Genomic DNA, 24506 nt, shown 5'->3' on the forward strand with positions numbered 1-24506 from the left:
GGGGCTAATGCACGAGATAGAACCATATTACCGCTGGCGGGATGATTACGTAGCTGCCGAAGACGAATTTTCGCCGTTCTACGCTACCGTATACAATGAGTTTGAGTTTGATAAGCAGGTATACAACTATTTGTTGCACCCGCAATGGGATTCGTTTGGCTCAAACACACTTTATTTAAAAGTACTTTTTGCCGATTACGAACGTAACTACAGCATTATTGAGCTGATAGGTGAATGGAACGATGCCATTAACAACGATGTAATGCTGATGAAGCGCGAGCTGATTGAGCTGATGATTGATAATGGCATTAACAAGTTTGTGCTTATTGGCGAAAACGTGCTGAACTTTCATTCCTCAGATGACTGTTATTACGAAGAGTGGTTTCAGGATGTGGAGGATGGCTGGATAGCGGGCGTTAACTTCCGCGAGCATGTGATCGAAGAGTTTAAGCGTAATAACATCGACTATTACATTAACTTTGGCGGCGAACTGGACGATTTTAATTGGCGCGCCTTAAAACCGTTACAGGTATTTAAAAAAATTGAAGAACAGTTAATGCGCAGGCTTACTTAATTTGTTCTTCATAAAATTGTACTAACTTAGATCATTAATTATAATTCAAAAAATGGAAACTAAAAGTAATTACACCTACGACGATAACGTTATCCAACTGGACGACGAAGTTGCAGCATCTCGCAGGTTTATAGCTAACGTATTTATGTGGATGTTTGTGGCATTGGGTATTTCTGCCTTCTGCGCATTCTTATTTGCAACCACACCAAGTTTATTAACATTAGTAATTGATCCGTTAACCGGCCGCAACACCGGTTTGGGTACTATCTTAATGTTTGCACCTTTTGCCTTTGTAATGGCAATTTCATTCGGTTTAAACCGTCTGTCGTTCCCGGTACTGGGTATCTTGTTTGTGGCTTTTGCTGCGCTACTGGGTGTTAGTTTAAGCTTCATCTTATTAGTTTATACGGCTGCTTCTGTAGCTGGTGTATTCATCACCGCATCGGCAGTATTTGGTGTTATGGCCATTGCAGGTTACACTACTCACCAGGATTTAACCAAATTTGGTTCATTAATGATCATGGGCCTAATTGGTATGGTTATCGCAACCGTGGTAAACTTCTTTTTACACAGCGAAGGTTTAAGCATTATTTTAAGCTATGTAGGTGTTGCCGTATTTACCGGCTTAACTGCTTATGATGTGCAAAAATTAAAACGTATTGGTGCAGGTATTGAGTATGGCGATGCATCTGGCAAAAAAATGGCCATTATGGGTGCCTTAACCTTATATCTTGATTTCCTGAACCTGTTCTTATCATTATTAAGAATTTTCGGTAGAAGGAAATAATAAGCAAGCATAATTTAAAGAAAGAGCTGCCTGAGAGGGCGGCTCTTTTTGTTTTATATGTCGCCCAATCGTCATGCTGAACTTGTTTCAGCACCCCACTTGCTAAGTTTACAATTACACAGTCTGCTACCTGTACTGTGGGATCCCGATCCCAACGATAGTCGGGACGGGATGACGTGAGTTCAATAAACCCGGGTGAAGCGGATACCGGCCTTGCGATTAAGGCCTGCGTAGTATGAGCGTAACACGGGGCTACAGTACCGATGAAATGCTGACATTCATTTTCAGAATTGCACTACGAAGAAGATCCTTCGCTATCGCTCTCCAAAGGAGTCCTTCGGACTGGATGACAAAGTTTATCGAATAATCAATATCTCTCGATCATTGAAAACCATCCTCAAATCACATCACTATTAATTTCTCAAATCATTTTCAACTCATTTTCAAATTCTCAAATCATCTGCACATCTTCATATTCGCACATCTGCACATCCTACTGTCATCTTACATTCCCCTCATCTGCACATTAACGAAACCACTTGCATATTACCACTTTATTGTGCAATTTTGTTGCGCTTATAGAGAAAGATGGAGGGATTAGACCCTGCGAAATCTTAGCAACCTGTGCCAACAAGGTGCTGCATTCTACTCAAACACGTTTGGGAAAGATAAGCGAATTTAGAAGGTATATAACCGACTTTTTCGAATAAGCTTTATTTAGATGTGAGATATTAGATGTGAGATCTGAGATGCATTAGCATGTCTGTTTCAGGCTGATAGCTCAAGTAAATTTAATAGATGATGTGATTTTGCGGCTTGGGTATTTTCTCAAATCTCATATCTCACATCTCATATCTCAACATGAGTATTAGAGAAGAATTACAGAAAAGAGTATTAATAATTGACGGCGCAATGGGTACCATGATACAACGGTACCAATTAACCGAAGAAGATTTTCGTGGCAACAGGTTTAAAGATCACCCTTCTGATTTGAAGGGTAATAACGACCTGCTTAACCTTACGCGCCCCGATGTGATTAAGGCCATTCATAATGAATACCTGGAGGCCGGTGCCGATATTATTGAAACCAATACCTTCAGCACCCAACGCATTTCATTGGCCGATTACCACATGGAGGAGCTGGATTATGAAATGAGTTACGAAGGTGCCCGCATTGCCCGCGAAGCGGTTGATGAGTGGAATATAAAAACGCCGGAGAAGCCACGCTTTGTGGCCGGTGCCGTTGGCCCTACCAACCGTACTGCATCATTATCGCCCGATGTAAATGATCCTGGTTACCGCGCTGTTACTTTTGATGATTTGGCCGAGGCTTATTATGCACAGGTGCGCGGTTTATTTGATGGTGGCAGTGATGTGATTTTGATTGAAACCATCTTTGACACACTGAATGCAAAGGCGGCATTATTTGCCGTACAACGTTATTCGGAAGAAAGTGGCAAGCAATTACCGATCATGATTTCGGGTACTATAACCGATGCTTCGGGCCGTACGCTATCAGGGCAAACGGTTGAGGCTTTCTGGAACTCGATCCGTCACGCCAACCTACTTTCTGTTGGTTTAAACTGTGCACTTGGTGCTAAAGAAATGCGTCCGCACATTGAGGAACTTTCGCAAAAGGCCGATGTATTTATTTCGGCCTATCCTAACGCCGGTTTACCAAATGAGTTTGGTGGTTACGACGAAATGCCGCACGAAACAGCGCATTTGGTAGACGACTTTTTAAAAGCAGGTTTTGTAAATATTGTAGGCGGCTGCTGTGGTACTACGCCAGAACATATTAAATGTATTGCAGACCGTGCTGCGCTATATCCACCACGACCAATCCCGCATCCCGAACCACACATGCGTTTGAGCGGCTTGGAGGCTGTTACCATAACGCCCGAGGCTAACTTTGTTAACGTGGGTGAGCGGACCAACATTACAGGTTCGCCTAAATTTTCGAAGTTGATTTTGGCCGAGAATTATGAGGAGGCCTTAACAGTAGCCCGCCAGCAGGTAGAAGGCGGCGCACAGGTGATTGACATTAACATGGATGAAGGGATGATCAACTCGGAAGAGGTGATGGTAAAATTCCTGAACCTGGTTGCGTCTGAGCCCGATATTGCAAAGCTGCCTATCATGGTCGATTCATCAAAATGGACCGTTATTGAGGCTGGATTGAAATGTTTGCAAGGTAAGGGTATCGTCAACTCGATCTCCCTCAAAGAAGGCGAAGAAAAGTTTAAAGAATACGCCCGCAAAATTATGAGCTATGGCGCCGCAACGGTTGTAATGGCGTTTGACGAACAAGGCCAGGCCGATTCATACGAGCGCCGTATTGAAATCTGTAAAAGATCGTACGATATATTGGTTAACGAAATTGGCTTCCCTCCGCAGGATATCATATTCGATCCTAATATTTTAACGGTTGCTACCGGCTTAGAGGAACACAACAATTACGCGGTAGACTTTATTAACGCCACCCGATGGATTAAAGAAAATCTGCCGATGGCTAAGGTGAGTGGTGGTGTAAGTAATATTTCGTTCTCGTTCCGCGGTAATAACGTGGTGCGCGAGGCAATGCACTCTGCCTTTTTATACCACGCCATTAAGGCGGGCATGGATATGGGCATCGTAAACGCAGGTATGCTGGAAGTTTACGAGCAAATCCCTGCTGACTTGTTGACTAAAGTAGAAGATGTTCTTTTAAACCGTCATCCCGAAGCTACAGAACGTTTAGTAGAATATGCCGATACTGTAAAGAGTAAAGGTAAAGAAGTGGTACGCGACGAGGCCTGGCGTAATGCCCCAGTAGAAGAGCGCCTGTCACACGCCCTGGTAAAAGGTATTATCGAATACCTGGATGCCGATGTGGAAGAATGCCGTCAACAATACGCCAAACCGCTGGAGGTTATTGAAGGCCCGCTAATGAGTGGCATGAACATCGTAGGTGATTTGTTCGGCGCGGGTAAAATGTTCTTGCCGCAGGTGGTAAAATCAGCCAGGGTAATGAAAAAGGCTGTAGCTTATCTGCTACCTTTTATTGAAGAAGAAAAACTAAAAAATGCCGATACCACTTCGCGCAAAAACGCTGGGAAAGTTTTAATGGCCACCGTTAAAGGTGACGTGCATGATATCGGCAAAAACATAGTTGGTGTAGTACTGGCTTGTAACAACTTCGAGGTGATAGACCTTGGGGTGATGGTACCTGCTCAACGAATCCTGGACGAGGCCAAGAAACAAGAAGTTGATATTATCGGGCTAAGCGGATTAATCACGCCATCATTAGATGAAATGGTCCACTTCGCTAAAGAGATGGAACGCGAAGGTTTAAGCATTCCGCTGATTGTGGGTGGTGCTACCACTTCACGCATCCATGCTGCGGTTAAAATCGCACCAAATTATTCTGGCCCTGCCATACATGTGTTGGATGCATCGCGCAGCGTAACAGTATGCAGTAACCTGATGAGCGAAGAAAATAAAGCACCGTATGTAGAGTCCATCAAACTCGAATACGAAAAAGCCCGCGAAGCGCACCTCAATAAACGAAGCGACAAACGTTTTGTAAGCATTGAAGAAGCACGTAAGCAATATTGCGAGATCAACCTAAACGGTTCTGTTCCTCCTAAACCAACATTTACAGGTACAAAAGTTTTTGAAAGTTATCCTTTAGAAGAACTCGTACCATATATTGATTGGACGCCTTTCTTCCATACATGGGAGTTAAGAGGCAGTTATCCAAAGATCTTTAATGATAAATACGTAGGCGAGGAAGCTAAAAAGCTTTATGACGATGCACAGGTATTATTAGATAAAATTATCAAAGAAAAACTACTGCAGGCTAATGGAGTAATTGGTTTTTGGCCAGCCAACAGCGTGGGCGATGATATCGAATTATATACCGATGAAAGCCGCACACAATTATTAACTAAAATACATACACTACGCCAGCAATCAGAAAAAGTTAAGGGCGAACCTTATTATGCTTTGGCTGATTTCATCGCCCCAAAAGATAGCGGTGTGCCCGATTATTTTGGCGGCTTTGCTGTTACTACTGGTATTGGCTGTGACGAATTGGTTGCCAAATTTGAGGCAGATTATGATGATTATAACAGTATTTTAGCCAAAGCACTTGCTGATCGTTTAGCCGAAGCATTTGCCGAGAAAATGCACGAACTGGTACGCCGCGAACATTGGGGCTATGCCAAAGACGAGTTGTTGGATACCGAGCAATTAATTAAGGAAGAATACCAGGGTATTCGCCCGGCACCGGGATACCCCGCCTGCCCGGATCATACGGAGAAAACTACATTGTTTGATTTGCTCAAAGCCGAAGACAATGCGCACATGCACCTGACCGAGAGTCTGGCCATGACACCTGCAGCTTCTGTGAGCGGTTTTTATTTCGCACATCCACAAGCCCGCTATTTCGGGTTAGGTAAAATCAGCAAAGACCAGGTAGAAGATTATGCGAAACGTAAAAACATGTCGTTAGAAACCGTTGAAAGATGGTTAGGGCCAAACTTAAATTATTAAAATCGGGTGCGAGTTTTTTAGTTTCGGGTTGCGAGTAGAATACTCAGTTAGTTTTATTAGATTATGATATTTACAAATTTGGAGGTTTGGAAAGAAGCAAGGATTTTAGTGAAACTCATTTACAGTCACGTAGCTTCTTTTCCTCGGGAAGAAATGTTTGGTCTGCAATCTCAAATTAAGCGCTCTGTAATATCTATACCATCAAATATAGCTGAAGGATGTGGCCGGAATCATACCAAAGACTCTCTCCAATTTTTTTATGTAGCTCGTGGTTCTGCTTACGAATTAGAAGCTCAACTTTATCTTTCTTGTGATTTAGGATTTATTAATGAAAACCAATTAAACAACATACTTAAACAATTAGAATTAGTTCGAAAACTATTGGCTGGCTTTATAAACTTTTACAAAGCGCAACTACCTGGATAGTCCCGGCAACTCGTAACTAATTACTCGCAACTAAACCCAAATGAAAATCACCGAACATATTGCCAATGCTAAAGGCAAAACACTTTTTTCTTTCGAATTACTGCCTCCCGTTAAAGGATCGAGCATACAGGGCATATTTAACTCGATTGATCCTTTGATGGAGTTTAACCCTCCGTTTATCGATGTAACATCTTCGCGCGAAGACCATGTTTACAAAGAAAAACCTAATGGATTGCTCGAAAAAGTAACTTATCGTAAACGCCCGGGTACGGTAGCTGTTTGTGCGGCTATTATGCATAAGTATAAGGTTGATACCGTTCCGCATTTAATTTGCGGTGGCTTTACGAAGGAAGAAACAGAATATGCGCTGATAGATCTGCAATTTTTAGGCATTGACAACGTACTGGTTTTACGTGGCGACGCTCGCAAAGGCGACTCTGGTTTTGTACCAACCCCCGGCGGGCACTGTTATGCAACAGATTTACTGGAGCAGGTAACCAATATGAACAACGGCATTTACCTGCACGAGTATCAGGATACTTCATTTAAAACTAACTTCTGTATTGGTGTTGCCGCCTATCCCGAAAAACATTTTGAAGCGCCCAACCTTAAAACCGACTTTAAATACCTGAAACAAAAGGTTGATGGCGGGGCCGATTTCCTGGTTACTCAAATGTTTTACGATAACAGCAAATACAAACAGTTTGTAACCCAGTGTCGCGAAAACGGCATTAACGTGCCGATTATACCAGGCTTAAAACCATTAACCACAGCTAAGCAATTGATCAATCTGCCGAAGATATTCCACATTGATATACCGGAAGATTTGAGCGATGCGGTACAAGCTTGTAAAAACGATAAAGAAGTAAAAGAAGTGGGTATTGAATGGATGATTAACCAGTGTAAAGAACTGGTTGAATTTGGAGCCCCGGTACTACACTTTTATACCATGGGCAACCCCGAGCCCACTAAACGTATAGCAAGCGAGATCTTTTAAGATCTCGCTTTTTTATAATATTACTCCGTATTGAGGTAATTCTTCTTGCAGTTCTGCTGCCGAAGTAAAGTGAATACTATTTATACCCAGCTGCCGCGCAGCTAAAATATTGCGATAATTATCGTCAATAAACAGGCTTTCTTCTGCCTTAACATTGTAGCGCCTTAACAAGATGTTATAAAACTCAGGTTGTGGTTTGCGCATCTTCTCATCGCCCGAAACCACAATGCCATCAAACCAACTCAGAAACTCAAAACGTTCTTTAGCAATCCCAAATGTTTCGGCCGACCAATTGGTTAGCGCATAAATCTTGTATTTCCCGCTTGCTTTTAGTTTTCTGAATATCTCAACTGTATCATGGAACGCATCACCCAACATTTCATCCCATCGGCCATAAAACGCCCGGATATTATCCTCATGTTCAGGGTGCTTTTGTACCAGCCATTCTGTACCTTCCTGTAAACTTCGCCCGGCATCCTGTTCTTCGTTCCAATCGGAGGTGGTGATGTTGGTGAGAAAGTGTTCCATCTCAGCTTCATCCGTAAACAATTGTTTGTACAGATGACGAGGGTTCCAGTCAATCAGTACAGCGCCAAGGTCGAAGATAATGGTGGTGATCATTTTTATTTCGGATTTATTTCCCTTTGTCATTCCGAACGTAGTGAGGAATCTTCTTCACCCTTTAAGCTGCAATTGCAAGGTGAAGAAGATCCTTCGCTGTCGCTCTGGATGACAAAAAAAATTTAGTTATTTTCTAACAAATACGCCTTAAATCCTTCAAAATCCTTACCCAACTCCACAGCCTGCTTCGCTTTACCTTCCAACTCCTTTACAGACTCAGGCACTTTAATAGCAGCTGCAATATCAGCAGGGAAAGCATCCGGGAATTTGCATGGATGAGCGGTTGATAAAAACACGCCGGTAACATCTTCAGCAGGGTTTTCAGCCTGCCATTCTTTTAAGGCTTTCCAGGCAATAGCAGTGTGCGGGCAAACCACATATTTATATTCGTCAAAAACTTGTTGAATGGCTTCTTTAGTTTGCTCATCATTATAACTAAAACCAGTGATTAAGCCTTTCAGCTCTGATGCATCTTCTTTAAACAGATCGGCGATACGCGCCCAATTGCTTGGGTTACCAACATCCATCGCATTTGACAAGGTTGATACCGATGGTTTCGGCTCGTATACGCCTGTTTTCAAATAAGCCGGCACGGTATCGTTAGCATTGGTTGCTGCGATGAATTGCTCTACCGGCAAACCCATTTTCCAGGCCAGTAAACCAGCTCCGATATTACCGAAGTTACCGCTCGGTACCGAGAATACTACCTTACTTTTACCCTGACGCAGCAGTTGTGCATAAGCATTAAAATAATAAAATGTCTGCGGAATTAAACGTGCAATATTAATTGAGTTGGCCGAAGTAAGACGGAATTTCTCATTCAGTTCTTTATCTGTAAAGGCTTGTTTAACTAAGGCCTGGCAATCATCAAAAGTACCATCAATTTCCAGGGCGCGGATGTTTTGGCCGTTGGTGGTTAATTGCTGCTCTTGTATTTCGCTTACCTTTCCTTTAGGATACAGGATCGTAACACGGGTATTAGGTACACCTAAAAAGCCCAAGGCCACAGCACCGCCAGTATCGCCCGAGGTGGCTACCAGTACATCCAGTTGCTTCTCTCCTTTCTCCAAAAACCAGCTCATTACCCGGCTCATAAAACGGGCGCCAAAATCTTTGAATGCAAGCGACGGCCCGTGGAATAATTCCAATACGTATACTTCTTCTTCCAGTTTTACAACCGGTGCTAAAAAGTTAATGGCATCGTGGATAATAGCTTTCAGGTCATCAGCCGGGATAGCACCATCCAGCATGGCAGTAGCTACATGTAAGGCAATTTCCGGCAGAGTATATTCGTCCAGATGCTTCAAAAATTTATCATCCAGTTGCGGGATAAACTCTGGCATGTATAAACCTTTATCCTGCGGCATGCTGTTAAAAACTGCCTCTTTAAATTGTACCTGGTGGTTGGTATCGTTAGTACTGTAAAAATTCATTTTGATTTCGGAATTCGGATGTTCGATTTCGGATTTATATTAATTTATTTTAGCAAGTCGGTTCTTAGCTTCATCTATCGAGCCAACAAAGCCAACCAGGTTACCCTTATTACTTTCGAAAATAAAGTCTTTCAAGCTTTTGCTGGTAAAGCCGCTATAATCGCCAACTATAGCAACCTGTACCTGATAGTTAGAAAACTTCTGCAATATTTCACCGGCAATTCTGGTCTTCAAATCAAAAAACTCAGGAATGATTTGATCTTTGCTGATGATGATTCTATCGGCACCCTGATATCTGCAATTGGCTAATAGCTCCACAGCATCCTGAACCGTGTTAACTACCACTTTGCTATCCATCACCTCTGCAACGGGTATATTATTGATGTTAAATATATTGAGTTCCATTTGTAATTGCCTAATCTAAAACTCTCGGCCCTGCATCATTAATTGGCGATACGTAGGCCTGTGAGCCTATCTTAATTTTAGTTAAATGATCCTGCAGTTTTTGGGTGATAGCATGCGCCGTTTGTTCATCGCGCGTAAACGCAAAAACAGACGGGCCGGAGCCAGAAATGCCAAAGCTAACTGCTCCGGCTTCCATTGCCATTTCGCGCATTAGGTAAAAATCAGGGATCAGCATGGCGCGTACGGGTTCAATTAAAACGTCCTTCATGCTACGGCCAATCAAATCGATGTCACCTGTATAAAGGCCGCTTACCAAACCGGCAATATTACCCCATTGGGTTACTGCATCTTTCAGCAACACACTGTTACGTATAATCTGGCGGGCTTCACGAGTTGGCACATCCACATCAGGGAATACAATAGCGCAATACAACTCTTTAGGGTGCGGCAAACGGATCACATCCAATGGCTCGTAACTGCGGATCAATACGAAGCCACCCATCAATGCCGGTGCAACGTTATCAGCATGGCCATGGCCGCAGGCCATTTCTTCGCCTTTCATGGCAAAAGGTAATAGTTTGTTAGCAGGGCTTTCGTCGCCTAGTAAAGTTTTAGCGGCAAATAAACCAGCTACCGTACTAGCCGAGCTTGAGCCCAGACCACTACCGATCGGCATTTTTTTATGTAACTCAATATCGAACCCAATATCTGAACGGCCGATACTATTCAAATAATGCTGCACGCTTACACTCACCGTATTTTTTGCCGGGTTAAGCGGCAGGCGGCCATCATCACCGGTAATTTTGCTGATGGTAATTCCTGGTTTATTGGTAAGGCGCATAATTACCTCGTCGCCCGGTGCCTCTACAGCGAAGCCGAGCACATCGAAACCGCAAACCACGTTGGCTACAGTCGCCGGTGCAAAAACGCGGATAGTATCGGTACCCAAAGGCTTAAATTGGGTATCCTTCTTTATATCTTCTGGCATTAGTATATCGTTTTCCATCGAATTATATTTTACTTACTCTATAGTTGAGATAGTAATTTTCAGCTTATTGATATCTTGACTCTTGTTTCTTATCTCTTGTTTCTAGTTAGCGCCTACGTTTATTAAATCGGCAAACACACCTGCGGCAGTAACTTCGGCACCGGCACCCGGGCCTTTTACTACCATAGGGCGCTCGTAATAACGATCTGTTGTAAAGGCAATGATATTATCAGCGCCCGACATCATGTAGAACGGATGGTTTTCATCAACCATTTGCAGGCTGATTGTAGCTTTACCATTATCCAGTTTACCTACGTAACGCAGTACTTTTTTCTCGGCTTCGGCTTTATTTTTCAGGTCGTTAAAGAAAGCGTCTTCGTTTTTAAGTGCGGTGTAAAAATCTTCAACCGTTTGCGCGTCAAGGCACGATTGCGGCAAAATATTATCAATCACAATGTCCGATGCCTCCATCGCGTAACCCGCATCGCGGGCAAGGATCAATACTTTGCGCATAAAGTCGGTGCCACGTAAATCATCGCGTGGGTCTGGTTCGGTATAGCCAGCTTCCTGCGCCATTTTAACCACATCGTGGAAACTCGCATCGCCTTTAAAGTTATTAAAGATGAACGAGATAGTTCCCGATAGGATAGCTTCCATGCGTTGCACACGGTCGCCGCTCACCATTAAATCACGCAGGGTACGGATAATTGGCAAACCGGCTCCAACGTTGGTTTCGTAAAAGAAATCAACTCCATGCTGCAATGCAGTTTCTTTAAAAGTACGGTACTGCGCATAAGATGATGAATTACCGATCTTATTACAGGTAACTACTGATATATTAGCTTTAAAGCATTGCTCATAAAAAGCAATTGGCAACGGGCTTGCGGTATTGTCTACAAACACACAATTAGGCAGGTTCATGCTTTTCATCCGTTCTACAAACCCTTCCAGGTCGGCCTGCTCGCCATTGCGCTCTAAATCTTCGGCCCAATTTTCTAAAGATAAACCATCGCTGCTGAAAAGCATTTTACGGCTATTGCTGATCCCTGCAATTTTAACCTGGATCTTATTTTTGTCGCGCAGAAACTGGTTATGTTGGTTCAATTGTTTAAACAATGTGCGGCCGATGTTTCCTGTTCCTAAGCAAAATGCATTCAACGTTTTATTAAGTTGGGTAAAGAAAGCATCATGTACTGCATTTAGCGCTTTAGCCAGATCAACAGCTGAAATAATTACCGAGATATTGTATTCTGACGAGCCTTGTGCAATTGCCCTTACATTTACACCGTTACGGCCCAGTGCATGGAACAGCTTGCCACTCATGCCGGGTGTTTGTTTCATGTTTTCGCCAACCACGGCAAGCACAGCCAGTTTATCTTCGATAATCGGGTCTTCCAGTTTTTTAGCCAGAAGTTCCAGTTCAAATTCCTGCTCAATTAAAGCTTTTGCACGGTGTGCATCTGCCGGGTTAACAGCAAAAGTGATGGTATGCTCTGATGATGATTGGGTGATCAATATCACATTGATCTGCTCCCGCGATAATAAAGAGAACAGCCTGCCGCTAAAGCCCGCTTTACCCACCATCCCGCTACCGGTAAGGTTAATAACGCTGATCTCATTTACAGATGAAATACCTTTAATTGGCAAATGAGATTCTTTAGAAGTATGGCTGATCACTGTACCTTCAAACTCAGGCTCGAAAGTATTTTTAATCACAATCGGAATTTTCTTCAAAAACGCCGGGATCATGGTTGGCGGGTAAATCACTTTTGCACCGAAGTATGATAGCTCCATGGCTTCAGTATAAGTAAGATCTGTTAATGAGAAAGCCTTTTTCACAATGCGTGGGTCGGCAGTCATCATCCCATTAACATCTGTCCATATCTCTATAGCGGATGCATTAAGTGCCGAACCGAAGATAGCAGCTGTATAATCGCTGCCACCGCGACCAAGTGTTGTTACCTGTCCGGCATCATTACTGGCTATAAAGCCGGTTACTACTAGCACTTTACCTTTATTCTCAGCATAAAAACCGCTGATCAGCATTTCACTTAATTCAGTATTTACCTTGGCCTGTCCAAAAGTGCTGTCGGTTTTTATAAGGTCGGTGCTGTCAACAAAAATAACTTCGGGGATATATTGCAATGCAATACGGCTCACCATTAAAGCGGCGCAACGTTCGCCATAGCTTAAAATAAGGTCGCGTGTTTTCGGGGTCAGTTCGCGCAGGGTTAAAACACCTTGCAACAAATCTTCCAGCTCATTAAAATAAATTTTAAGGCGGGTAAGTAGCGGGTTTTGGTTATGGATATCAACCAGGTTTTTAGCTGCATCAAAATGGCGCGTTTGCAGTTCGGCCAGCTGAGGTGTAAAACTTTCGCCCGAAGCCGCTTTCTCTGCCATTGAAGCCAGCAGGTTGGTTACGCCACTCATGGCTGATAGCACGATAACCGGCTTATCATCAGCCTTGCTTTCCTGCTTTAAAATCTCGATCAGCGTTTTGATACTTGTTGCCGATCCTACTGAGGTACCTCCGAATTTTAATACTTTCATAAGCTTTTAAAACAAAAACGCCTTCCCCATTTTCTGGAGGAAGGCGCCTTGTTGGTTTTTATTTATTTACACCATACGGTTATCTTCCTCCATGCTTTCTGCATGTGGTAATAATAATCGAAGTAATAATGGTGCTGTTAGTAATCACGTTGTTATGTCGTTGTTTGACGGGTGTAAATTAAGGGTATAATATTTAAATATCCAAGAACAAAGCGTTTTTATTTTTTAGCGCAACATTGTTTTGTAATTTTGGCCGGATGCAGGGACTTGTAACAAAATCAACCGGAAGCTGGTACCAGGTACAAACACCAGAAGGTGATGTGGTTGATTGCCGCATTAAGGGCAAGTTCCGTATTAAAGGGATTACCACCACCAACCCTATTGCCGTTGGCGACCGTGTGGAGTTTGAAGCCGAGCCCGACCAGGCCACCGGTGTAATTACCAAACTGCATGATCGTAAAAACTACATCATCCGCAAATCCATCAACCTCTCTAAACAAGCGCAAATCATCGCGGCCAATTTAGATCAGGCTATACTGGTGGTAACGCTCGCTTCGCCACGTACCTCATTAGGTTTTATTGACCGCTTTCTGGTTACTGCCGAAGCTTATGACATACCTGCCCGTTTAGTGTTTAATAAACTGGATTTATTTAGTGATGAAGGACTGGAAATATTAGACGAATACAAACAGGTTTACGAAAGCATAGGCTATCCTTGTTTCCAGGTTTCTGCCATTGAAGGCACTAACATCCTTGATTTAAAAGCTCAATTGAAGGATCGCATTACATTATTTACCGGTCACTCGGGTGTAGGTAAATCGAGCCTGATGAACGCTATATTGCCCGAGTTGAGCCTGCGTACCAGTCAGGTTTCTGATTGGAGCGATAAAGGAACACATACCACCACTTTTGCCGAAATGTTTGAACTACCCGAAGGTGGTTTTATTATAGATACGCCAGGTATCCGTGAGTTAGGCATTATCGATATTGAAAAACAAGAGCTCGGCCATTTCTTCCCCGAAATGCGCGAGCGTATGCATGATTGCCGTTTTAACAATTGCCGACATATTAATGAGCCGGGCTGCGCTGTATTGGCTGCGCTTGAAAATGGCGAGATTGAGCCGTCGCGGTATGAGAGTTATTTGAGCATTTATCATGGTAATGATACACGCGCGTAGCTCAGAGGCAAGAGATAAGACACTCATCGCTTTTATAAGAGACACAAAGTATTGTGTCTCTACGTACAATTTTCCTTTGTAGAGACACAAGGTGTTGTGTCTCTCGCCATGCAGATCAACAAACAAGGTTCTCATTAATTAAGAGACACAAAATATTGTGCCTCTACGTGAAGGCAAACCGAACAAATTCCCATCCCGATTCTTGATTCTCGATTCATGATTCTATTTTTGAACATGCGCGCAGTAATACAAAGAGTAACCCAGGCATCATGCACGGTTGAAGGCCAGATAACCGGCGAAATACAAACTGGATTCATGATATTATTAGGCATTGAAGAAAGTGATAATACCGACGACCTGCAATGGCTGGCCACCAAAATTGTAAACATGCGGGTGTTTGGTGATGAAAACGGGTTGATGAATAAATCGCTTGCTGATGTTAACGGTAACATCCTTTTGATCTCCCAATTCACGCTCTATGCCCAAACTAAAAAAGGCAATCGCCCATCATTTATTCGCGCAGCAAAACCTCCTATTGCCATTCCTTTATATGAAGAAATGATTGTAATGTTGGAATCGCTGTTAGGTAAAAAGATAGCTACCGGAATTTTTGGAGCAGATATGAAGGTTGCCCTGATTAATGATGGCCCGGTTACTATTGTGATGGACACGAAGGATAAAGAGAATTTTTAAATCCCTGCCACATACCCTTTTGTCATTCCGAGGTACGAGGAATCTTCTGCTGTAGACAAGTATATTGAAGAAGATTCTTCGCTACCGCTCTGAATGACAAATTGCTTTTTACTATTACTTTTGCCCTATGCAAATCAAAGAAGCTCAAGAATTAGTCGATAAATGGATCAACACCATGGGTATCCGTTACTTTAACGAACTTACCAATACCGCCATTTTAATGGAAGAAGTTGGCGAAGTTGCCCGCATTATGGCGCGGCAATACGGCGAGCAATCTTTCAAAAAATCTGATACTGAAGTTAATTTGGCCGATGAAATGGCCGATGTACTATTCGTATTAATTTGCCTTGCTAACCAAACCGGCATTGATTTAACTGAAGCATTGGAGAAGAATTTGGTTAAGAAAAGTATCCGGGATGCGGATAGGCATAAGAATAATGAGAAGTTGAAGTAGCAACCCCTCCCAACCCTCCCTGGAAGGGAGGGCTAAAAAGAAGTCTCCCCAACCGGGGGAGATTTAGAGGGGGTTTCGACGAGATTGCCACGTCGTTCCTCCTCGCAATGACAAAATTTATGGCATATCTTGATTCCTGACTCTCGATTCTTGATTCTATTCTTAGGGAAATCCAATAACTTTCACTTACTTTGAAGGTTATTATTTTTTATAATTACTTGTTAACCAACGGCAGACTAAAATTAAGGGGTTAGCTCGCTACATGGTATAAAACATTCAGGGTGAATAAAACTTTACAATTTAAAGGTTTATGGGCAGTAATTTTAGGCGGATCCGGAGGCTTTGGGCTGGCGGCTGCCGAAAAACTAGCTTCTCAAGGCATGAACATAGCGGTAATTTACCGCGAAATGGCTACTGCTGATAAACTTGTTCGTGAGAAATTTAGTGCGATAGCATCTGCTAATGATGTAGAAGTATTGGCTTACAATATCAATGCCTTAAACGAAGCCGGTCGCGAAAATTTTCTACAACAATTCACAGCATCTGTTGGCAAAACACAGTGTGTAAAAGTGCTGCTCCATGCTATTGCCCGCGGCAATTTAAAGCCATTAACGGCAGATACCCCCGAAGCCGAAACTTATGGCACCTTAACCGCCGAAGATATTCAGCTCACCACTTACGCCATGTCTAACAGCTTGCTGGATTGGGCAAACTTGCTTATCAGCAATAATCTTTTTTGTAAAGGCGCGCGCATTATTGGTTTAACCAGCGAGGGTTCGCACAAATATTGGGATGGTTATGCGGCTGTATCAATGGCCAAAGCGTCTCTGGAAAGCCTTTGCACTTATATGGCGGTTGAGTACAGCAAATACGGTATCAACACTAATGTAATACAGGCGGGGATTACCGATACTTTTTCATTGCGGAAAATTCCGGGGCATGATCAACTGATTGAAATGGCTACAGCCCGTAACCCTTATGGTCGCATTACCCAGCCGGGCGATGTTGCCGGGGTTGTTTACCTGCTTTGTACCGATGAAGCTGCCTGGATAAACGGCACAATAATTCATGTCGACGGCGGCGAACATTGTCGCTAATTCCCTGTTAATTAAACCTATGTATAAAAATATATTAAACCTTTTACCTTATAAATCATCTTTTAGGTTTGTAGATCATATTTCGTCGTTGGATATGGACGGCGTTGTAGGCGAATACACCTTAAAAGAGGATGCTTTTTTTTACGAAGACCATTTTGCCGGTAACCCGGTTACACCAGGTGTAATTGTAACCGAGATTATGGCGCAGATTGGATTAGTAGTATTAGGAATTTTCTTGATATTACACGAAAGTGATGTTAATTTTACAGACGATGAGTTAATGTTCCCCCTGCTTACCTCAACAGATGTATCTTTTTATAAAATGGTGCTGCCGGGGCAAAGGGTTATTGTGAAATCGCAAAAGCAATACTTCCGTTTCGGTAAGCTCAAGTGCTACGTAGAAATGTTGGATACCAATAATGAACTGATTGCCAAAGGCATGTTTTCGGGCATAATTAAAAATACGGGCTTCAAGAAATGAGCAGGCGCGTTGTTGTTACCGGCTTAGGTGTTGTTTCTCCTAATGGAGTTGGTATTCCCGACTTTCTGAATGCTATTCAAAATGGTGTTTCGGGCATCCGCTTTAACCCGCTTTACGAAGAGCTTAAATTTAGCTGCCAGGTAGCCGGTACGCCGCTTTTTGACTGGGAGGGTTTAAGAAATTACATTTCTGAAGTTAGTTTTTATGGTTTAAAAGCCCGTGGAATTGGCTACGGCCTTCAAGCAGCGCTTGATGCCTGGACAGATGCCGGAAACCAGATAGAAAGCGACGAAACCGACTGGGATACGGGCTGCATTTTCGGTAATAGTATTGCCGATACCGAGGCCATGAAAAACGTGATCAGCCGGGTTGATAATAAAGAAGTAAAAAAGTTAGGTTCGCGCGTGGTTGAACAAGCCATGAACAGCGGCGTAACTTCATACATATCAGGCCGTTTGGCTTTGGGTAATAAGGTAATCACTAATTCGGCAGCATGCGCAACAGGCACGCAGGCCATTTTAATGGGTTACGAATACATTAAACACGGCTATGCCAAACGTATGTTAGTTGGTAGCACAGAGCATGTAGATACTTACGTCTTTGGTGCATTCGATTCCATGCGGGTATTATCACGTAAGTTTAATGATCAGCCCGAACGTGCTTCGAGGCCAATGAGTGCTACTGCAGGCGGCTTTGTACCGGGGTCGGGCTCAGCAGCTTTGGTTTTAGAAGATTTGGATTACGCACTTGCTCGCGGCGCAAAAATTTATGCCGAAGTTTTAGGTGGATCAACCAATAGCGGGGGCCAGCGTGGGGGAGGCTCAATGACGGCTCCAGCACCGGCAGGTGTAATACGGTGTATTGAAGATGCGGTTAAATTATCGGGCATAGAGGCTAATCAGATTGATCTGATCAGCGGGCACTTAACAGCCACTTTGGCTGATAAGTTCGAGATACAGAACTGGAGCACCGTATTGGGAAGATCGGGAGATGATTTTCCTTATGTAAATTCGCTGAAATCGATGATCGGGCATAGCCTCAGTGCGGCAGGATCGATTGAATCTGTTGCATCAATTTTACAGATTGTGCATGGTTTTGTGCATCCAAACATTAATTTAGAGGATCCAAATCCCGAAATAACAAACATTATCGGTAATAATTGTTTACCTACTACTATAGTGAAAACTGATGTTAATATTGTAGCAAAAGCTAACTTTGGTTTCGGCGACGTTAACAGCTGTTTAATATTTTCAAAATTTAATAACTAATGACCAGACAAGAAATTTTAGACGAATTAAAAAAGGTACTTACGCCTTACACGGCAGATAAAGAAGCACTTGCAAAAGTGGATGAGAACACGGACCTGATAAAAGACCTGAAGATAAATTCTGCTAATCTTGTTGATATTATCATTGACGCCGAATCGAAATACAACATCGAGATCGACTACGATTCGGCCGACCGCATGACCAATGTAGGCAGCTGCATTGATGTAATCTCAGAAAAAATGGGCCAGGGCCAGGTATGATCAGTATCGGCAACGATATTGTAGACCTTAGCGCGATTGATAAAAATCGCACCCAGCAAAAAGCATTTTACTCCAAAATACTTTCAGATAAAGAACAGCAGCTCTATAGCCGATCATCACAAATGCCATTCGAAATCTACGTATGGTTGCTATGGTCGGCTAAAGAGTCTGTATATAAGTTTGCCAAACGGCTCAATCCCGAGCTGATATTTTCTCCGGCAAGGATTGAGATTGTTTCTGAACCTGTCTTTGAATCAGAATTTTCGGAATTCAAGAATTTTCAGAATGTAAATTCAAAAGGAAGTGGATTCGACTTATCATTTGAATCCGGGGAATTCTTTAATTCTGTAAATTCTGCTCCAGAAAAATTTTCAGAATACAACTACCAAATAAACTATCTTTCGAAAACCTATCATCTGCTCTCTCTTATTTCCGATAAATTCATTGCAACTATTGCTTCACAATCTTCAGATTTTACCAAGATAAATTGGGGTATAAAATATATTGATCAAAACGATTACGAATCTCAAGCTTCTGTAGTAAGATCATTTACACTGAAAAGAATAAATGAAGTGTTTCCCAACGAAGCCAATTTCAGCATTGGCAAAAACCCGGTTGGCGGCCCTACCATTCTAAAAGAGCAAGTCGAAACAGATTTTAAGGTTTCCTTTGCACATCACGGCAATTATGTGGCTTACGCCTTCGCAACTTAATTTCAGATAAAACACTTCTTCCTTTTCCGGCATTATTGTTTTATGCCATCATCTGTAGTAGCCAATATGGAATATGACGAAAAGCGCAAGGTATTAAGGATCACTTATACCTCGGGAAAAGTGTATGACTATTTGGCCGTTCCGCAGCAGGCTTATGATGAAATGAAAGCTGCAGATTCTAAAGGCCAGTATCTTAATTATAGTATTAAAGGGAAATACAGGTATAAAAAGGTTAAGGCTGTTTAGTTAAATATCTGCTTTGTCGTTTCGACGATAGGAGAAATCTTATACGAGATTCATTCATTAACAAGAGAGAAGCAAAACGCACAAGATTCTCCTATCGTCGAAATGACAAATTGTTTATTGATAATGCGCTAACTCCCCTTTTAGGGGGCCGGGGGGCTCAATACCCATACCTGTTACCCCACTGCTTCTTCAATTTTTCTTTCGCCTCATGCTCACGGGCATTGTTGCCGGGCTCGTATATTTTAGTGCCCTTTATTTCGAGTGGTAAGAAATCTAGGTCAACAAAATTGTTTTCGTAGCTGTGGGCGTATTTGTAATCTTTACCATAGCCTATGTTTTTCATCAACTTGGTTGGTGCATTACGCAAGTGCAGCGGCACTGGCAGATCTCCTGTGCGGCGCACCAATTCCATAGCAGCGCCTATAGCCGTTGTTGCCGAATTACTTTTAGGCGAAGTCGCCAGGTATATACAAGTTTGCGAAAGGATGAGTTGCGATTCTGGCATACCAATCTTATTCACCGCTTCAAAACAACTTTGTGCCAACAGCAAAGCATTTGGGTTGGCATTGCCAATGTCTTCCGATGCCAGTATCAGCATTCGGCGGGCAATAAATAGCGGGTCTTCTCCTCCAACCAGCATGCGGGCCAGCCAGTAAACCGCACCATTAGGGTCGCTGCCGCGCATAGATTTAATGAAGGCCGAAATAATATCATAGTGCTGCTCACCGGCCTTATCATACAAGGCCATGTTTTGCTGCACATGTTCCAATACAATCTGGTTGGTGATGGTGATATTTTTGGTATCGAATGCATTCACCAGTAATTCGAAGATATTGAGCAACTTGCGGCCGTCACCACCTGAAAGGCGCAGCAAAGCTTCGTGTTCCTTAATGGTGATCTTCTTTTTGCTGAGCACTACATCTTCTTTCTGTGCTTTCTTCAGCATACTTACCAGGTCATCTTCCTCAAGTGCTTTCAGTATATAAACCTGGCAGCGCGAAAGCAAAGCCGAGATTACTTCGAAAGAAGGATTTTCTGTAGTAGCACCAATCAGCGTAACAATACCCCGTTCAACCGCGCCCAGCAATGAATCTTGCTGCGATTTAGAGAAACGGTGGATCTCATCGATAAATAAAATCGGCAAAGTTCCACCCTCTTCTTTCAACAACGAAGCTTTTTCTATCACCTCGCGCACATCCTTCACCCCTGAATTTATTGCACTTAAAGCAAAAAACGGCCGGTACAAACTTTGCGAAATAATATACGCCAGCGTAGTTTTACCAACGCCCGGCGGCCCCCAGAAAATCATAGAAGGCAAAGTACCGGCCTCTATCGCCTTTCTTAAAACGGCACCGGGGCCTACCAAATGTTTCTGCCCAACATAGTCATCCAGTGTTTTTGGGCGCATGCGCTCGGCCAGCGGCGGTAAATTATTCATGAAAGTAAATTTCGTGAAAGTAAATGAAAGAAACGAAATTTAGCTATAATTTTTAGCAATAGAGTTTTTAGCTGCATGCATTTAGCATTGGTTTAAAGCGAGTAGACGCGGTTTCAATCAATATCTAAATCAATATAATTAACTGTATTACAAATAATTACGAAATCGTTTTCGCAAATAAATTCACATTTTTGTTACACATTTTTGTTTTAGTTAAATAGTTTTGATTCAACGCTCCAACGTTGTTTTGATTAGTGCAGTAAAATCAATTTGCCAAATTGAGAAGAGAAGCTCAATTGGTACGTAATGCCAAAATCTTAATTAATTAACAAAAACCAATAACAAACCAATTTTTCTAAATCATGAAAAGAAACAAACTTTCTTACTGGTTAAGCTGTGCCCTGTTGTTAGCGTTAACCCTGTTTTTTTACGAGTGTAAAAAATCAGAAACAGCCAACAAAGATGCAAACACCTCAACTGCCACAGTACCCCGTTCTGTAACTACATTTGTGCATCCTGGCGTACTTAATACAGCCGCCAATCTGGATTTTATTGCCGGGCAGGTTAACGGCGGCGATGCAGGCCGCACCACATCATACCAAAAGGTGTTGGATTTTATCGCTAATAACCCATTACCAACCCAATTTTACAGCACCGTTTACGTGGGTTCAAACGGGCACACCAGTCCGTCTAAAAGCCAGATCCGTAAGGATGCCGAACTCTCTTATGCCCTGGCGCTTCGTTTTGCAAAAACCGGCAACATTACCTATGCTAACCAATGTATTGCCATATTAAACGGTTGGTCATATACATTTCAAAACTACGCACCTATTGATGCTACCGACAACCCTAACCAACCCGGATTAGAAGCATCATGGACTACCCCAAGTTTTGTTGCCGCTGCCGAAATTATCCGTTATTATAAACCAAACGGCGTTTCTGCTAATTGGTCGGCTGCCGATATCAATCAGTTTAATGCCTATCTTAACAATGTTAAAAACAACTATATTAACAATGTACCTGGCCTAGGTTATAACAATAACTGGAATGTTTCTGCCGGCTATGCAAAAATAGCTATTGGCGTTTTCTTAAACAGTGCCAGTGTATTTAACGATGGCGAAACTATCCTGAACAATGTAATGAACAGTGTTATCCAATCAGGCGGTACCATGCCAGAACTTTGTGTTCGTCAGGATTGTGTACATTACCAATATTCACTAACCGGCTTAACCTACGCAGCCGAGATTGCCAGTATACAGGGCGATAATTCACTTTATACGGCATTATCAAACCGCATTAGCCAGGGTTATGATTTTGAGCGCAGCGCTTACAACCAAAGCACCGGCTGTAACTATTGTACAACATCAAGCCCTATATTTCCAGGTGTAGAAGTAGCTTACAAACATTATGGCACAAATAACATGCTATCATTACGCAATATGCAAGCACCTTTTGGTGTACCTAATGATAATACCTTTTTAGGCTTCACTACTTACACACACTACAACCTATAAATTATAATTAATTGTCTTATTAACCATTGTAAGGCAAGCCGTTACGAAAACGATTGCGTGAATAAATAAGTCCAAATACATCAATCTCTCCCGCAGGGTAAATAATTTTGAATATCATTCCTGGTTGAGGTGGCTGCTTTAAAAACAGCTATTGATTTATTACGATTGATTGAGCTTGAGGTTCTGTGTGAGAGCAGGACCTCTTTTTTGTATAAAAGCCTACCTTTACAGGTACATGTTTGCCAGTTTTAACCACGATAATTTTCATCATATCTGCGATCAGCTGGCCGCAGCAGATACCGATTTAGCTTTGATCATCAATAATTATGGCTATCCTCTATTATGGTCACGCCCTAATTCGTTTGAGTCGTTGGTGCATATTATTCTAGAGCAGCAGGTTTCACTGGCTTCTGCTTTATCAGCCTTAAACAAATTAAAAGAGGCCATACAGGAAATTACACCCGGCCGTGTACTGTTGCTTACTGATGAAGAATTAAAAGCATGTTACTTCAGTCGACAAAAAACGGCTTATGTACGCTACCTGGCCGAGGCATTATTATGCGGCCAAATTAATTTAAAGGCATTCGAAGATCTGCCTGATGATGAGATCCGTGCCCAGCTTACTGCCCTCAAAGGCATTGGCAACTGGACGGTGGATGTTTACCTGATGTTTGTGCTGCACCGGGCAGACATCTTCCCCATTGGCGATCTGGCTGCTGTACAATCGATGAAAAAAGTAAAAAAATTATCGCCCAACATTAGCCGTGAAGAAATGGTGTTGCTTGCCCAGCAATGGCAACCTTACAGAACTGTGGCTACGATGTTGCTATGGCACGATTATCTGAGCAGGAGAAAAAATTCCGTTTAAACCACAAACCTAAAAAGTTTACGTTAAGTGCACGTATTTACCACACTGATAATCAAAAGAATATCATTTTATAAAATACATACAACTTATTCATTAAACACTTATATTTACGTACTGATGATAATTAGTTTCAGTTATATAACCGTATATTTGCGTACTAATTAATTTAATTAAACCCAAAGGCAAAATCCAAATGAGATTAACCCTACTTGTCGTATTATGCGCCATCAGTATGTCCGCTTCGGCGCAATGGTTCACCAAACACGAGCGTTTCGCACAGTTACCACAAATCCAGGATCATTCTGTCAGCCGTTTTGCTAAAGCAGACCTGCGTAAAGATCAAAAGATCAGAAATAAAACTATTGCCCCAAGCCAGTACAACCTTGAGGTGTCTGAAGACTTTGTGATGAAGACCGCCCAGCATAATATGCGTTTCAGGATATACAACCTGGCCAGCTACAATTTTAGCGATCTGGCACGCCTGTATGTACAGCAAAACCGTTTTTCTGAAGCCAAATGGTACTTTTTGCAAAGTAACTTTTTATCGCGCCAGCAAAATAACGATAAGCTTACCATCAATAACCTCATTAACCTGGCCGGTGTAAAAGCTGATATCGGTGATTTTAGTTTAGCCCAGCAAGACCTGTTCGAAGCCCGCGATATGGCATCAGCCCATGGCTGGCTGATAGACCTGATATCGGTAGAAAAGAAATTAAAATCGATCCAGAATTCCCGCATTACTTCAACCCGTGCCGAGCTGCGTTATGCCAGCAATGCCATGCTTAGCCAACCTGCCGTTGACTAAGTACAAAGTATTGAAATACTATATTTTATAATACCACGTTTGTCATATTGTAAAACTGGTTCAAACATTATTTAGTAATATTTTATTAGTAACATATTGAGACGGCTTTGCAGCTGTCTCTTTTTATTTACATTAGCAAATAAATACTTATATATTTTGATGTTTGGTAAC

At 42.4% G+C, this 24506-nt stretch carries 23 protein-coding genes and 1 riboswitch; of the genes, 17 read left to right on the forward strand and 6 right to left on the reverse strand.

What is annotated here, in order from left to right:
* The first annotated feature begins 7 nt into the window (after nucleotides 1–7).
* The 5 genes from PQO05_RS25880 (at nucleotide 8) to metF (ending at nucleotide 7320) form a co-directional block, all read left to right on the forward strand.
* Entirely contained in the window at nucleotides 8–574 is a 567-nt protein-coding gene (locus PQO05_RS25880; RefSeq protein WP_273630406.1) for a hypothetical protein, read from the forward strand.
* Between the two features lie 52 nt (nucleotides 575–626).
* Nucleotides 627–1361: a Bax inhibitor-1/YccA family protein gene (locus PQO05_RS25885; RefSeq protein ID WP_273630407.1), complete on the forward strand. Its 735-nt coding sequence runs from the start codon at nucleotides 627–629 to the stop codon at nucleotides 1359–1361.
* 573 nt (nucleotides 1362–1934) lie between these two features.
* A riboswitch (SAM riboswitch) is annotated at nucleotides 1935–2036 on the forward strand.
* Between the two features lie 186 nt (nucleotides 2037–2222).
* Nucleotides 2223–5897: a methionine synthase gene (metH, locus tag PQO05_RS25890; protein ID WP_273630408.1), complete on the forward strand. Its 3675-nt coding sequence runs from the start codon at nucleotides 2223–2225 to the stop codon at nucleotides 5895–5897.
* 63 nt (nucleotides 5898–5960) lie between these two features.
* Complete coding sequence (locus tag PQO05_RS25895; protein WP_273630410.1) at nucleotides 5961–6323, forward strand: four helix bundle protein; 363 nt, start codon at nucleotides 5961–5963, stop codon at nucleotides 6321–6323.
* Nucleotides 6324–6363: 40 nt separating this feature from the next.
* A complete protein-coding gene (metF, locus tag PQO05_RS25900; RefSeq protein WP_273630411.1) occupies nucleotides 6364–7320 on the forward strand; it encodes a methylenetetrahydrofolate reductase [NAD(P)H] in 957 nt (318 codons plus the stop codon).
* A gap of 12 nt (nucleotides 7321–7332) precedes the next feature.
* Here metF and PQO05_RS25905 read toward each other — a convergent pair whose 3' ends face one another.
* The 5 genes from PQO05_RS25905 to thrA all read right to left on the reverse strand — a co-directional run bounded on the left by PQO05_RS25905 (nucleotide 7333) and on the right by thrA (nucleotide 13320).
* On the reverse strand, nucleotides 7333–7941 hold the full coding sequence (locus PQO05_RS25905) for an HAD family hydrolase (protein WP_273630412.1): 609 nt from the start codon (nucleotides 7939–7941) through the stop codon (nucleotides 7333–7335).
* 122 nt (nucleotides 7942–8063) lie between these two features.
* The gene (gene thrC, locus PQO05_RS25910; RefSeq protein WP_273630413.1) at nucleotides 8064–9374 is read right to left on the reverse strand and encodes a threonine synthase; all 1311 of its coding nucleotides are present in this window, start codon (nucleotides 9372–9374) and stop codon (nucleotides 8064–8066) included.
* 39 nt (nucleotides 9375–9413) lie between these two features.
* Entirely contained in the window at nucleotides 9414–9779 is a 366-nt protein-coding gene (locus PQO05_RS25915) for a DUF4180 domain-containing protein (RefSeq protein ID WP_273630414.1), read from the reverse strand.
* Nucleotides 9780–9789: 10 nt separating this feature from the next.
* The gene (locus tag PQO05_RS25920; RefSeq protein ID WP_273633557.1) at nucleotides 9790–10767 is read right to left on the reverse strand and encodes a homoserine kinase; all 978 of its coding nucleotides are present in this window, start codon (nucleotides 10765–10767) and stop codon (nucleotides 9790–9792) included.
* A 102-nt stretch (nucleotides 10768–10869) separates the two neighbouring features.
* Nucleotides 10870–13320 (reverse strand): bifunctional aspartate kinase/homoserine dehydrogenase I, encoded by a 2451-nt coding sequence (gene thrA, locus PQO05_RS25925; protein ID WP_273630415.1) that lies wholly within the window; start codon nucleotides 13318–13320, stop codon nucleotides 10870–10872.
* 257 nt (nucleotides 13321–13577) lie between these two features.
* On the opposite strand from thrA, the gene rsgA reads away from it, so the two are divergent.
* The 9 genes from rsgA (at nucleotide 13578) to PQO05_RS25970 (ending at nucleotide 19710) form a co-directional block, all read left to right on the forward strand.
* Nucleotides 13578–14498, forward strand: a complete 921-nt coding sequence (rsgA, locus tag PQO05_RS25930; protein WP_273630416.1) for a ribosome small subunit-dependent GTPase A — start codon at nucleotides 13578–13580, stop codon at nucleotides 14496–14498.
* Between the two features lie 234 nt (nucleotides 14499–14732).
* Entirely contained in the window at nucleotides 14733–15191 is a 459-nt protein-coding gene (gene dtd, locus PQO05_RS25935) for a D-aminoacyl-tRNA deacylase (protein ID WP_273630417.1), read from the forward strand.
* A 127-nt stretch (nucleotides 15192–15318) separates the two neighbouring features.
* Nucleotides 15319–15645 (forward strand): nucleotide pyrophosphohydrolase, encoded by a 327-nt coding sequence (locus PQO05_RS25940; protein WP_166585231.1) that lies wholly within the window; start codon nucleotides 15319–15321, stop codon nucleotides 15643–15645.
* A gap of 281 nt (nucleotides 15646–15926) precedes the next feature.
* Complete coding sequence (locus PQO05_RS25945; RefSeq protein WP_273630418.1) at nucleotides 15927–16742, forward strand: SDR family oxidoreductase; 816 nt, start codon at nucleotides 15927–15929, stop codon at nucleotides 16740–16742.
* Between the two features lie 19 nt (nucleotides 16743–16761).
* Nucleotides 16762–17223 (forward strand): 3-hydroxyacyl-ACP dehydratase FabZ family protein, encoded by a 462-nt coding sequence (locus tag PQO05_RS25950; protein ID WP_273630419.1) that lies wholly within the window; start codon nucleotides 16762–16764, stop codon nucleotides 17221–17223.
* Complete coding sequence (locus PQO05_RS25955; RefSeq protein ID WP_273630421.1) at nucleotides 17220–18491, forward strand: beta-ketoacyl-[acyl-carrier-protein] synthase family protein; 1272 nt, start codon at nucleotides 17220–17222, stop codon at nucleotides 18489–18491. Before PQO05_RS25950 ends, PQO05_RS25955 begins: the two co-directional genes overlap by 4 nt.
* Nucleotides 18491–18751, forward strand: coding sequence for an acyl carrier protein (locus PQO05_RS25960; protein ID WP_174312380.1), 261 nt, complete (start codon nucleotides 18491–18493; stop codon nucleotides 18749–18751). Before PQO05_RS25955 ends, PQO05_RS25960 begins: the two co-directional genes overlap by 1 nt.
* Nucleotides 18748–19464 carry a 4'-phosphopantetheinyl transferase family protein gene (locus PQO05_RS25965; protein WP_273630422.1) on the forward strand — a complete coding sequence of 239 codons (717 nt, stop codon included), beginning with the start codon at nucleotides 18748–18750 and terminating at the stop codon, nucleotides 19462–19464. The genes PQO05_RS25960 and PQO05_RS25965 overlap by 4 nt, the downstream gene beginning before the upstream one ends.
* A gap of 42 nt (nucleotides 19465–19506) precedes the next feature.
* On the forward strand, nucleotides 19507–19710 hold the full coding sequence (locus PQO05_RS25970; protein ID WP_273630423.1) for a KTSC domain-containing protein: 204 nt from the start codon (nucleotides 19507–19509) through the stop codon (nucleotides 19708–19710).
* Nucleotides 19711–19867: 157 nt separating this feature from the next.
* On the opposite strand, the gene PQO05_RS25975 is transcribed toward PQO05_RS25970, so the two are convergent.
* Nucleotides 19868–21148 (reverse strand): replication-associated recombination protein A, encoded by a 1281-nt coding sequence (locus PQO05_RS25975; protein WP_273630424.1) that lies wholly within the window; start codon nucleotides 21146–21148, stop codon nucleotides 19868–19870.
* Nucleotides 21149–21510: 362 nt separating this feature from the next.
* Between PQO05_RS25975 and PQO05_RS25980 the strand changes: the two genes are divergently transcribed.
* The 3 genes from PQO05_RS25980 (at nucleotide 21511) to PQO05_RS25990 (ending at nucleotide 24335) form a co-directional block, all read left to right on the forward strand.
* Nucleotides 21511–22662, forward strand: a complete 1152-nt coding sequence (locus PQO05_RS25980; protein WP_273630425.1) for an alginate lyase family protein — start codon at nucleotides 21511–21513, stop codon at nucleotides 22660–22662.
* Nucleotides 22663–22897: 235 nt separating this feature from the next.
* Complete coding sequence (locus PQO05_RS25985) at nucleotides 22898–23530, forward strand: DNA-3-methyladenine glycosylase family protein (RefSeq protein WP_273630426.1); 633 nt, start codon at nucleotides 22898–22900, stop codon at nucleotides 23528–23530.
* Between the two features lie 193 nt (nucleotides 23531–23723).
* Nucleotides 23724–24335, forward strand: coding sequence for a hypothetical protein (locus PQO05_RS25990; protein ID WP_273630427.1), 612 nt, complete (start codon nucleotides 23724–23726; stop codon nucleotides 24333–24335).
* Nucleotides 24336–24506 lie beyond the last annotated feature (171 nt).

The organism is Mucilaginibacter jinjuensis, from assembly GCF_028596025.1.
Classification (GTDB): domain Bacteria; phylum Bacteroidota; class Bacteroidia; order Sphingobacteriales; family Sphingobacteriaceae; genus Mucilaginibacter; species Mucilaginibacter jinjuensis.

Excerpts from the sequence above, each read along its gene's own strand:
- metH (WP_273630408.1), top strand. The coding sequence starts at position 2,223 with ATGAGTATTAGAGAAGAATTACAGAAAAGAGTATTAATAATTGACGGC.
- PQO05_RS25965 (WP_273630422.1), top strand. The coding sequence starts at position 18,748 with ATGATCAGTATCGGCAACGATATTGTAGACCTTAGCGCGATTGATAAA.
- thrC (WP_273630413.1), bottom strand. The coding sequence starts at position 9,374 with ATGAATTTTTACAGTACTAACGATACCAACCACCAGGTACAATTTAAA.
- dtd (WP_273630417.1), top strand. The coding sequence starts at position 14,733 with ATGCGCGCAGTAATACAAAGAGTAACCCAGGCATCATGCACGGTTGAA.
- PQO05_RS25920 (WP_273633557.1), bottom strand. The coding sequence starts at position 10,767 with ATGCCAGAAGATATAAAGAAGGATACCCAATTTAAGCCTTTGGGTACC.
- PQO05_RS25970 (WP_273630423.1), top strand. The coding sequence starts at position 19,507 with ATGCCATCATCTGTAGTAGCCAATATGGAATATGACGAAAAGCGCAAG.
- PQO05_RS25895 (WP_273630410.1), top strand. The coding sequence starts at position 5,961 with ATGATATTTACAAATTTGGAGGTTTGGAAAGAAGCAAGGATTTTAGTG.
- rsgA (WP_273630416.1), top strand. The coding sequence starts at position 13,578 with ATGCAGGGACTTGTAACAAAATCAACCGGAAGCTGGTACCAGGTACAA.
- metF (WP_273630411.1), top strand. The coding sequence starts at position 6,364 with ATGAAAATCACCGAACATATTGCCAATGCTAAAGGCAAAACACTTTTT.
- PQO05_RS25880 (WP_273630406.1), top strand. The coding sequence starts at position 8 with ATGCACGAGATAGAACCATATTACCGCTGGCGGGATGATTACGTAGCT.
- PQO05_RS25960 (WP_174312380.1), top strand. The coding sequence starts at position 18,491 with ATGACCAGACAAGAAATTTTAGACGAATTAAAAAAGGTACTTACGCCT.
- PQO05_RS25985 (WP_273630426.1), top strand. The coding sequence starts at position 22,898 with ATGTTTGCCAGTTTTAACCACGATAATTTTCATCATATCTGCGATCAG.
- thrA (WP_273630415.1), bottom strand. The coding sequence starts at position 13,320 with ATGAAAGTATTAAAATTCGGAGGTACCTCAGTAGGATCGGCAACAAGT.
- PQO05_RS25990 (WP_273630427.1), top strand. The coding sequence starts at position 23,724 with ATGAGATTAACCCTACTTGTCGTATTATGCGCCATCAGTATGTCCGCT.
- PQO05_RS25950 (WP_273630419.1), top strand. The coding sequence starts at position 16,762 with ATGTATAAAAATATATTAAACCTTTTACCTTATAAATCATCTTTTAGG.
- PQO05_RS25940 (WP_166585231.1), top strand. The coding sequence starts at position 15,319 with ATGCAAATCAAAGAAGCTCAAGAATTAGTCGATAAATGGATCAACACC.
- PQO05_RS25915 (WP_273630414.1), bottom strand. The coding sequence starts at position 9,779 with ATGGAACTCAATATATTTAACATCAATAATATACCCGTTGCAGAGGTG.
- PQO05_RS25885 (WP_273630407.1), top strand. The coding sequence starts at position 627 with ATGGAAACTAAAAGTAATTACACCTACGACGATAACGTTATCCAACTG.
- PQO05_RS25955 (WP_273630421.1), top strand. The coding sequence starts at position 17,220 with ATGAGCAGGCGCGTTGTTGTTACCGGCTTAGGTGTTGTTTCTCCTAAT.
- PQO05_RS25980 (WP_273630425.1), top strand. The coding sequence starts at position 21,511 with ATGAAAAGAAACAAACTTTCTTACTGGTTAAGCTGTGCCCTGTTGTTA.
- PQO05_RS25905 (WP_273630412.1), bottom strand. The coding sequence starts at position 7,941 with ATGATCACCACCATTATCTTCGACCTTGGCGCTGTACTGATTGACTGG.
- PQO05_RS25975 (WP_273630424.1), bottom strand. The coding sequence starts at position 21,148 with ATGAATAATTTACCGCCGCTGGCCGAGCGCATGCGCCCAAAAACACTG.